Source organism: Acidobacteriota bacterium, assembly GCA_016208495.1.
GTDB lineage: Bacteria > Acidobacteriota > Blastocatellia > Chloracidobacteriales > Chloracidobacteriaceae > JACQXX01.
In genome coordinates, this window is the sequence record JACQXX010000032.1 from 1 (window position 1) to 10,516 (window position 10,516).

Consider the following 10,516-nt stretch of genomic DNA (forward strand, 5'->3'; position numbering starts at 1 on the left):
AGTAGTCAGTAGTCAGTAGTCAGTAGTCAGTAGTCAGTAGTCAGTAGTCAGTAGTCAGTAGTCAGTAGTCAGTAGTCAGTAGTCAGTAGTCAGTAGTCAGTAGTCAGTAGTCAGTAGTCGAGTGTTGGGATTTTGGAATTCGTGTCAAGTGTATTTAGCTCCATTTGGGTTATTTAGGAGCAATTCTTTTCAAGAATTCGACGGATTCAACGATCCGGGTTTTATCTACTGACTACTGACTTATCAACTACTGACTATTCAGAGTTTCATCAACTCCTTCACATATTTGGGAGCAGGCGAACCAAACGACAGCATTTCATCGTGCATGGCTTTGAGGTTGGCATTCGTGCCGAGTTTGACTTCATAGGCCCGGCGGATGTCGTTCACTTCGAGGTTTCCCACAAAGTAGGTTGACAACTGGCACGATGACAAACAGGCCCGACGCCATTTTCCTGCCGCTTCACCTTCCTCCTGAAAGCCTTCATTCATCATCAAGTCCATTGCTTCTTTTTCAGTCATCCCCGCCGTGTGAATTTTCTGATCAATCATGGCATTGATGATGAGCCGCAACCGCATTTTGAGTTGCTGCATTTTGACTGATGGCCCGCCAAACCCTTTTTCAGCCATCAATTGCTCGGCATACGTCGCCCATCCTTCGACAAAGGTGCCGCTTGAAAAAATGGCCCGGACCATCGTCGGCGCTTTGAACTTATTGGCATGCATCAATTGCAGGTAATGCCCTGGCATCGCCTCGTGGATGGTCAGATTTTGGGTCATGTAATTGTTGTATTCTTTGAAATATGACGTGACCCGAGCGGCTGGCCAGTCTGTGGGAGTTGGAGAAATGGTGAAAAATGTCTCCCCGTTTTTTTCCAGCGCACCAGGAGAATCGCAATAGGCCACAGCCACACCGCGCTGAAATTCAGGCATTTCAATGATTTTGACTGGTTCATCCGGAACGGTCATCAATTGCTGAGTGCGTACAAATTCAGTGCATTCCTTCAGTTGTTTGGTCGCCAGCGGTACGATGGTTTCGTTATTGGGGCGGTCCTCGGCGAGTTTATCCAGCACCGACTTAATGACATATTTGCGATCTTCCAGTTTTTTGGCATCGGTCACTTCGGGAAATGCCTTTTTAAAGAGCGGCAAGGCGGTGGCAAACATCGTTTCCTGGGTTTGTTTCAATTCGCTTTCACACCGCTTCAGCAGCTCTTCTTTGGTGAAATTTGATTCAAGCGTGAATCGAAGTTTCGCCCGAAAATTTTTGTCACCGATGCGGAAATCACCAGTTGATTTCGGCAGGAGGTCTTTTTCAAGCCAGACGCCATATTCTTCAAGCGCCTTTGCCGCCTTTTCGCGGGCTGATCGGAGTTCGTCTTTCATTTCCGGCGCTGGAGAAAGAAACAAATCCAGATCCTCGGAAATCAGGCTGATGGTGCCTTTGTTCTGTAAAATGGCGGTTTCAGTATAAATTTTGGGCGGATTTCGCAGATTGGATTGAGCGCTGGCAACCAGGTCAGGAACGGCTTCAAGTCGCTTTTTCAAGTTCCCCAGCCGAATTTTCAGAGGACTAAAATCACGCGATACCAGTGAAAACAACGCATCACCCGGATTGTACAGCATCGGGTTCCATTCATGTTCGCGTAGGGTTTCAATTTCAAAAATCTCAGCTTCGACATTGGACTGCAAAATCTTGTAGTCAATGCGGTTAACAGCACTCAGGCGAGCTGGATTGATCGCGCTCAACGACTTGAGGGTTTCAACATTGAGCTTGAGACGCTGTTTGTACCCGCTTCGACTCCGGTCTGTCAGCTTATCGTCAAATTGATGATCGCCCAGGGTCGTAGCTGTCTCAGGGTTTTGTTTTAGAAATGACTCGATATAGCCATTTGCCAGGAGTTCGAATTTTTCATCTTCTGATTTTCCCGCCGCAAACAGCAAACCGGGGGTAAGGAGTGTGCTAATTGTCAAAATGGTGAAGAGCATTTTCATTTGGTAAATCCTTTTTTTTAATGCCGGGGACCCGGTGCCAAGTGCCTGGTACGTTGGACTTCAAAGGTATTGGTTCCTGGCACCAAGCATTAAGTACCAGTCACCTAAAGCTTGATCCCTGAAATCCATTCGGCGGCGCGAACGGTGTTTTGCATCAACATAGCAATGGTAAGTGGGCCAACCCCACCTGGAACCGGTGTAAAATCAGCAGCTTTCGCAATCGCATGACGTGGGTGGACGTCTCCGATTAAGGTGTATCCTTTTTTGGCCAAATCAGCCTGCCGGGCTGGGTCATCGCCAAAATATTCAGCGACATCAGCCTCGGTTGAAACCTGATTGATCCCGACATCAATCACAACCGCGCCAGACCGAATGTGTTCCTCAGTGACAAATGCCGTTCGCCCAATCGCCGCAATCAGCAAATCAGCTTCCTGGGCAACCCTGGGCAAGTCTTTGGTGCGCGAGTGGCAGATTGTCACGGTGGCATCACGATGCAACAGCAGGAGCGACATCGGCAGACCGACAATGGTGCTGCGACCAATCACTACCGCCCGACTGCCGCGAATCGGGATGTCATAAAACTTGAGCATTTCAATAATGCCTGCCGGGGTGCAGGCAACAAATCCTGGTTGTTTCAGCAAAAGCTTCCCAGCATTGACTGGATGAAATCCATCCACATCTTTGGCCGGGTCCACTGCCCAGAGAATCGCTTCAGCGTCAATGTGTGGTGGCAACGGCAGTTGAACCAAAATCCCGTGGATGTCTTTACGTTCGTTCAAGGTCCGAACCACCGCCAGTAATTCATCCGTGCTGGTTTCAACTGGCAGAACAATTTTTTCCGAATACAGACCCAGTTCAGCACAGGTTTTGACTTTGCTCCCAACATAAGTTCGCGACGCCGGATTATCGCCAACCAGCACAGCGGCCAACCCAGGTTTTACCCCGCGTCCGGTTAAAAAAGCCGCCTTTTCAGCCGCGTCCTGTTTAAGTTTTTGGCCAACCAGTTTTCCATCAAGCAATCGAGCAGACACAGAAAAAACTCTCCTTTGGAGTTGAGAATGAAGAATTGAGAATGAAGAATGAAGAATGAAGAATGAAGAATGTATTTGGTTTTTGGAAGGTATTGGACCCGATAGCAGTTCTTGAATGATCAGCGAACAGGCAGGCCCTAGAAATCATTTGAATTCAAGAACTTTTTGTACTTTGTTTACTTCAAGACCACTATCGGTACAGTCACCAGGCGGTTTTTTCATTCTCAATTCTTCATTCTCAATTCTTCATTCTTCAGATATTTGAAACGTCCATTTGAAAGGGTGTTTCGTCAATGAGTGTGGTCACGTGCGGCCAGAGCGTTTCCGGCAGCAGGCTTTCAAAACGGTCTTCAGACGCAAAGACATCGCGGACAGCCACGGCGGCCAATACTGCCGGGGTGGCATCCGCTTCGCGATGCGTTACGGCAAGTTCAACCATCCAGGCAACTTCGAGGAGACTCCCGAGCGAGTCCACCATCCGACGGGCATGCACGGCAACCCACTGCCGATCTCGATTGGCTTTCTGGTCCAGAACTGCTTTGACTTGAGCCAGCACACTGATGAAGCGGGCTTTGGTTTGAGCTAGAAAATCAACTGGCCAAAGATCCAGCACACGTTGAATTTCAGCCTGCCAGCGATCAAAGAGCGTTGACCGGGCAGCGTCGCGTAAAATCTGCAAACACAGTGTGTTATGCGCACCTTCCCAGGTTTCGATGATCATCGCATCGCGTACCAGGCGTGGTAATATGGTGAAATCTTCGACAATGCCATTGCCTCCAAACAGCATGGTGGCATCGTGAATCGAAGCCGTCAGGTTTTCCGCCGTTCGATACTTGGCCAGATTGACCAGAAACCGCTGCCACATGGATTGGTCCGTGTCGGCTGGCGAAAGCCCATGTTCATCTACCAGCGAAATCAACTTGAAGGTCAGCAACCGATACCGCCAGACCCGTTCAAGGAGCGTGACCAGTGTTTCCTGGACCAGCGGGTAATTTTCAATCGTCTGCCCAAAAGCAGTCCGCTGACGGGCATAATTTCGACCTTCCAGAAACGCCCGGCGCAAAAAACCACTTGCATTGACCGCGTTGTGAATGCGCGAGGTATTGAGCACATAGTGCATCAAGGTTTTAAAGCCATCGTGGGCGTCACCAATCAACCAGCCGGTGGCTCCGTCAAATACCAGTTCTGCCGTTGGGAGTGAGCGGGTTCCCAATTTGTCTTTTAACCGATGGTAAACAATTCGGTTCTGTGTGCCATCAGGTAAAACACGCGGCACCATGAACAGAGCAACTCCGTCAGTTCCAGCCGGCGCACCCGTTGGGCGAGCCGCCACGGCAAAAAATTCATCTGGATTCGAACAAAACCATTTATCGCCGGTGAGCGACCAGGTGCCGTCTTCATTGGGCCGGGCTTCCATCTCAATGGCGCCGACGTCGGAGCCGCCAACTCGTTCGGTGACAAACTGCGCACCCGCAAAAGGAGTATGAGCCGAACACAACGGCTCCAGATAAGTCGCTTTTAAATATTCCGACCCTTTAGCGACGATGGCCCGGATGAGCCCATCGGTACAGCTAATCGGGCACGTGAGTGAGGCTTCGCCGTTGTGCGCAAGAAAATAGATCAGGGCAAAGTGGTGTAAATCGTTGCGTGTTCGGGTAAACAGCCCTGTTTCCTGGGCCACGTCGCGCCGCAACTGTCGAGTGTGCGGCCCAAAATCAATCCCATCAACCCGGTTTCCAACCCGATCAAAATTCACAATTCGGGGCAACTGTTCGGGCCGATTCCCTTCCTGGGCCAGCATAAACCAGTGGTCTGTCACGTGCCCGGCACAGTTTTGCAACGATGCAAAAATTTCTTCCCGGAGCACCTCAGGTAACCAGTCACGCAATAAAAGCTGAAGACCTCGATCCTGATCAAAATAGTTAATGCCTTCAATGCCTCGATACTCAGTAAAATGTGTCATAAGTCCACCCGCCAGGACGCTTCTGCGGTACGCCCAGAAATCAATCAATCATTGTTAATGGACACTCGCCAATCCGGGAAGCAGTACGCGAAAATGAACTTCCGATGCTTCCCAGGATTTTTTGGGTTCGCGCCAGGCAGTAGAGATCAACCACGGCGTCTTGAATTCCTTCCGGCGAATTTCGATCCAGCGTACGCTTTTGATAGGTCAGAATGCGATCAGGAAAGAACTGGCGCAATGTGGTTTCTTCTTCAGGTGAATCAGTTGCCAGAAAAAAACGGGCCGAAGGATGTTGAGCGATCTCAGCCTGCATGGCGACTATAAATTTTTGCGTGGTGCTATTGGCAATTGCCCGGACGTGATCAGTTCGTCGAATATGAAGGCCCACGGTGTAGGCACCAAACCGGGAAGCCTCGGTTTCAACCCGTTCCTGAAGCTCGGGGATCAGCCGAAACTGGGCCGCTGGCGAACTGCTTGATGAATGAAAAAATTGCCAGGCACGAAAGTACAGTGTCGGGTAGTCGGCAAGTGTTCGAAAATCAAACTCTTTCCAGAGCAAGTTTGAAATTTCAAATTCATAGACAACCCGGTCAAACCCATAGTGATAAAACAACAGCTTATTAAGGTACCGGGCTGGTGCCAAGCACCGATAAATCAGGTTCTCTCTGGTAACTGGCTGGTTTTGATCAAAAAACCAGCGGCTTCCAGGCAGGTTTTTCAAGAAATTGGGATCATTTGACTCGGGAGTGCCAATGCTGATGCTCGGGCCGGTATAGTATCGCCATCGTTCCCGCCGTGACTGCCGGACTTCGACAACTGAACGGGGAGTCTCAAACAACGCGTCAAACCGACAATTCAGTTCAGGATTCAGTGACCAAATCACCGTCACCGGCTGGTTAAAGTCCTCAGCCAGTGACAGCACGGAAGACACAGCCTGCATTCGATTACATAGCCCAAAAAGTGGTTCAACAGTCAGCATGAGGAATGAAGAATTGAAAATGAAGAAAGTGGTTCGTGGTTCGTGGTTAGGGGTTAGGGGTTAGGGGGCGTAAAAAAACAACTTCCCCTTTTCATTTGGGACACCAGCATTTGGATTGAGCATCCCGGAGGGCTGCCGTTCGGATAGCCGGTCGGTTGGCCGCTTTGGGCCTACCACCGGTCACCAGGGCCACCCTTTGTCGTTCCGCGCTTCGCCCGCGCCCCTGCGGGGGCGCGGGCGAAGCGCGGAGAATGAGGGAGAGATTGATCCTTATTCCGGTGGTAGCTCGCAAAGCCGAGCAACCGACCGGCTATCCGAACAGCAACGCTTCGCGGTGCAAAACCAATCCCTGGATGTGGCAGAACACGCCCCAGGAACTTATTTTTTAATGTTCCCTTAGTACCAAGCACCAAATACTAACCACTAACCGCTAACCACTTATTTCGGGAATCAAAGGTAAACAGGTGTTTTGTTTGTATTCCAAACCTGCGCAGTCATGCAATGCTCGCCCGACAGCGCCAACCAGAATCTGGAGATGCTCTCTTTCATATGCTTAAACCATCTGTCCTCCAACCCGGCCACACCATTGGAATTATTGCCCCCGGCAGCCCAATTCTGGTTGAGCAGCTTGCGGCGGGCGTACGGGAGCTTGAACGACTTGGGTTTCGGACTCGCTATCGGGAAGACATCCTGGCAGCCGAACGGTATCTGGCCGGGTCGCTTGAGCGACGACTCACTGAGTTTTATGAACTCTGGGAAGATCCACGGATTGATGCCATCATTGCCGCTCGCGGTGGCTATGGGTGCCAGCACCTCCTGCCTTTTCTGGACGCAACGCGCATTCGCAAGCACCCGAAAATTCTGGTTGGATATAGCGATCTGACCGCCTTGCAGCTTTTTCTGCTTCAAAATTGCGAACTGGTGACCTTTCATGGTCCAATGGTGACCAAAGATTTTGCCGAAGGCCCCGCGCACTATGATTGGGATTCATTTGAGCGAGTGCTGTGCTACCCCAACTCTGAGAGAGCATTTTCCTCACCTGGAACCTCAACTTTGATCGGTGGTACGGCAACCGGACGGCTGGTTGGTGGGTGTTTGTCACTCATCACCGCATTGATTGGGACACCCTGGCAGCTTGAAACGCGGAATTCAATTTTGTTTTTGGAAGACGTGGCCGAACGACCGTTCCGGCTCGACCGAATGCTCCACCAGATGAAACTGGCGGGAATGTTTGACCAGGTTCGCGGCATTTTATTTGGGGAAATGTATGACTGCACCCTTCCCTCCGAAGCCGGTTATCAGCTTGAAGATCTATGCTTTGACCTGATCAAAGACATCGGCGTACCAGCCCTCTTTGGCTGGCAATCAGGGCATAGCCCAATAAAAAATCGCACGTTGCCTCTGGGCATTCAGGTCAAACTTGATGCTGACCGCCAGGAGGTGGAACTTCTGGAAGCCGCCGTCAGTGCGACAAAGTGACTAATGACAAGGTGACAAGGTGACAAAGTGATTAGGTGACAAGATAACAAGGTGACTGGGTCGCGGGGAAGGTTTGATCTGGTTTTTCTGAATTGACTCCCTGGCTCTTTCACTCTTTTCAGATTGACGACTCGCTACTCGCTACTCGCTACTCGCTACTCGCTCTTCTTTTGCTATTTCGCTCTTCCGCCAAACCAGTGTAAAGTAAGGTGTTTTCTCGGTTGTCAGTCACTTCGGCTTAAAAAACCCGGAACCCGGAACCCGGAACCCCAAAGAGGCAGGTTTTCATGCTTCCCTCGCCCAATGAACTTGTGGGACGCGTCTTCAATAACCGTTATCAGTTAACCGCGTGCCTGAGCACACGGAAGACAGTGTCTGTCTATCGTGCCACCGATCAGTTGGAAGGCACTGAAATTGCAGTCAAAGTGCTCCATGTCGGGGTATCGGAGGCTGATCAAATCACGCGGAAACGGTTTCGACGTGAAGCCCATGCCATGTCCCTGGTTGATCACCCAAATGTGATCAAAGTGTTTGAAATCGCCGATGCCGACATGGGAATGACGTTCTTTACCATGGAATTGCTGATTGGTGAGAGCCTGCTTGATTTTCTGTGTCGAATCGGCCCGCTCTCGCTTACCCAGGCGGTTGAAATCTTTACTCCAGTGTGTCAGGCCATCCATGCCGCGCACACAGTTGGGCTGGTTCATCGTGATATAAAGCCCGGAAACGTCTTTTTGCACCGGGATGGCCAGACTGAAGCGGTTGAGGATTCGGTGGGTCTGGTCAAAGTACTCGATTTTGGCATTGCCAAACCCCGCTGGGAGTTTCGCTCGGACAATGAGGAGGCAAATGTTTCAGGGGAAGGCACCATTATTGGCACGCCAGAGTACATGAGCCCGGAACAATGTCGGGGGGACGAAGTCACACCGCAAAGCGATATCTACAGTCTGGGTGTGATGTTGTATCGCATGTTGACGGGTCATGCCCCATTTGATGGACCACCGAGCGCGATCCTGATGCGGCATCTGGTGGCTGAACCACCGTCTCTTCGAATGCGTCGCCCGAATCTTCCGCCAGTGATTGAAACGCTGACGTTCCGGGCACTGGCGAAAACCCCCGAAGCTCGCTACCTTTCAGCCCTCGACTTTGCCAATGCCTTTACTGAGGCCGTCAGTCAAACCTACACCCCAGACTCAGACCAGATTTACCGGACAGTCTCCCCACCCGAACAACACAAAGACGCGATTGCCTCCCAGACGGTCGTCCTCAGCTCAGCCGATTTAGAGCCGCTCTCACGTGACCCCAACTCTGGACGGGTTTCAATCAAGCAATTACTTCGACAAATTCTCCCACTCAACTCAACTGGAGAAACAGACTGATTGAGTCTCCTCCCATCTCTATGCTAGAGTTTCCCCTTTTCAGTTTACCTGTACCTTTTCGTCTATCATTCATCAACCAATCTGCAATTATTTTTCCATCTTGTAAGGAGTCTTCCGCGCCATGAGTGCAAGCAATCAAATTGGGAGTGTCACACAGGTCATCGGACCTGTGATTGACGTTGAGTTTGGAAACAACTACCTGCCACCCGTGTATCAGGCCCTGCGGGTCACGAGTGACGGGTTTGAGGTGCCCGAACCCATTGATATCATTCTCGAAGTTCAGCAACACCTGGGTGAAGGCCGTGTCCGCTGTGTGTCGATGCTGCCGACCGAAGGCATCGTGCGCGGTATGAAAGCCGTTGACACTGGCGACCAGATTTCAGTGCCGGTCGGCAAAGGCACCCTGGGCCGGGTGCTCAATGTCATCGGTGAGCCGGTGGATAAACTGGGCAAAGTGCCTCACACCAAGCGCTACCCGATTCACCGTCCAGCACCGTCGTTTGAACAACAATCCACTGAATCCGTGATGCTCGAAACCGGCATTAAGGTCATTGACCTGATCCAGCCGTTTGTGAAGGGTGGAAAAATCGGGCTGTTCGGCGGGGCGGGCGTGGGTAAAACCGTGCTCATCATGGAACTCATCAACAACATCGCCAAGGGCCACGGCGGATATTCGGTGTTTGCCGGAGTCGGCGAGCGAACCCGCGAAGGAAACGACCTCTGGGAAGAAATGAAGGAATCCAAGGTCATTGACTTCGATAAAATTGAAAACTCGAAAGTGGCACTCATCTATGGTCAGATGACCGAACCGCCCGGAGCCCGTGCTCGCGTGGCGCTCTCGGGTCTGTCAGTCGCCGAATATTTCCGCGATGAAATGAACCAGGACGTGCTGCTCTTTATTGACAACATTTTCCGCTTTACCCAGGCGGGTTCAGAAGTATCGGCGCTCCTTGGCCGTATGCCTTCCGCCGTGGGATATCAGCCGACGCTGGCCACTGAAATGGGTGAATTGCAAGAACGCATCACCTCGACCAAGAACGGGTCAATTACCTCGGTGCAGGCCGTGTATGTGCCGGCTGACGACTTGACCGACCCGGCACCAGCCACGACCTTCTCGCACCTTGACGCCAAAACCGTGCTTTCGCGTCAGATTGCCGAACTCGGGATCTATCCGGCGGTGGATCCGCTCGACTCATCATCGCGCATCCTCGACCCACGTATTCTCGGCCAGGAACACTATGCGGTGGCGGAAGGCGTCAAGCGTGTGTTGCAGCGCTATAAGGAACTGCAGGACATCATCGCCATTCTCGGAATTGACGAACTCTCTGAAGAAGACCGACTCACGGTGGCCCGCGCCCGGAAACTCCAGAAATTCCTGTCGCAGCCCTTCCACGTGGCCGAACAGTTCACCGGCATCAAGGGTGCCTATGTGAAACTGGCCGACACAATCCGCAGTTTCAAGGAAATCCTCGACGGCAAACACGACGATCTGCCGGAACAGGCGTTCTATCTGGTCGGCACGATTGACGAAGTGGTCGAACGAGCAAAGAACATGTAAGACAAGCTTTGAGTCAGTAGTCAGTAGTCAGTAGTCAGTAGTCAGTAGTCAGTAGTCAGTAGTCAGTAGTCAGTAGTCAGTAGTCAGTAGTCAGTAGTCAGTAGTCAGTAGTCAGTAGTCAGTAGTCAGTAGTCA

Annotated in this window: 7 protein-coding genes; 3 read left to right on the forward strand and 4 right to left on the reverse strand. The window is 51.3% G+C overall.

Features of this window, described 5'->3' with window-relative positions; translation table 11 throughout:
• Window positions 1-258: 258 nt before the first annotated feature.
• From HY774_05730 to HY774_05745, 4 genes are all read right to left on the reverse strand, one after another.
• A complete protein-coding gene (locus HY774_05730) occupies window positions 259-1,992 on the reverse strand; it encodes a DUF885 domain-containing protein (protein MBI4747967.1) in 1,734 nt (577 codons plus the stop codon).
• 104 nt (window positions 1,993-2,096) lie between these two features.
• Window positions 2,097-3,023, reverse strand: coding sequence for a bifunctional 5,10-methylenetetrahydrofolate dehydrogenase/5,10-methenyltetrahydrofolate cyclohydrolase (locus HY774_05735; GenBank protein MBI4747968.1), 927 nt, complete (start codon window positions 3,021-3,023; stop codon window positions 2,097-2,099).
• A 253-nt stretch (window positions 3,024-3,276) separates the two neighbouring features.
• Window positions 3,277-4,986 carry an acyl-CoA dehydrogenase family protein gene (locus HY774_05740; protein MBI4747969.1) on the reverse strand — a complete coding sequence of 570 codons (1,710 nt, stop codon included), beginning with the start codon at window positions 4,984-4,986 and terminating at the stop codon, window positions 3,277-3,279.
• Window positions 4,987-5,026: 40 nt separating this feature from the next.
• Window positions 5,027-5,926: a hypothetical protein gene (locus HY774_05745; protein ID MBI4747970.1), complete on the reverse strand. Its 900-nt coding sequence runs from the start codon at window positions 5,924-5,926 to the stop codon at window positions 5,027-5,029.
• A gap of 588 nt (window positions 5,927-6,514) precedes the next feature.
• On the opposite strand from HY774_05745, the gene HY774_05750 reads away from it, so the two are divergent.
• From HY774_05750 to atpD, 3 genes are all read left to right on the forward strand, one after another.
• Window positions 6,515-7,444 (forward strand): LD-carboxypeptidase, encoded by a 930-nt coding sequence (locus HY774_05750; GenBank protein MBI4747971.1) that lies wholly within the window; start codon window positions 6,515-6,517, stop codon window positions 7,442-7,444.
• Between the two features lie 371 nt (window positions 7,445-7,815).
• Window positions 7,816-8,823, forward strand: a complete 1,008-nt coding sequence (locus HY774_05755) for a serine/threonine protein kinase (protein MBI4747972.1) — start codon at window positions 7,816-7,818, stop codon at window positions 8,821-8,823.
• Window positions 8,824-8,944: 121 nt separating this feature from the next.
• A complete protein-coding gene (gene atpD / locus HY774_05760) occupies window positions 8,945-10,381 on the forward strand; it encodes a F0F1 ATP synthase subunit beta (protein MBI4747973.1) in 1,437 nt (478 codons plus the stop codon).
• Window positions 10,382-10,516: the final 135 nt, after the last annotated feature.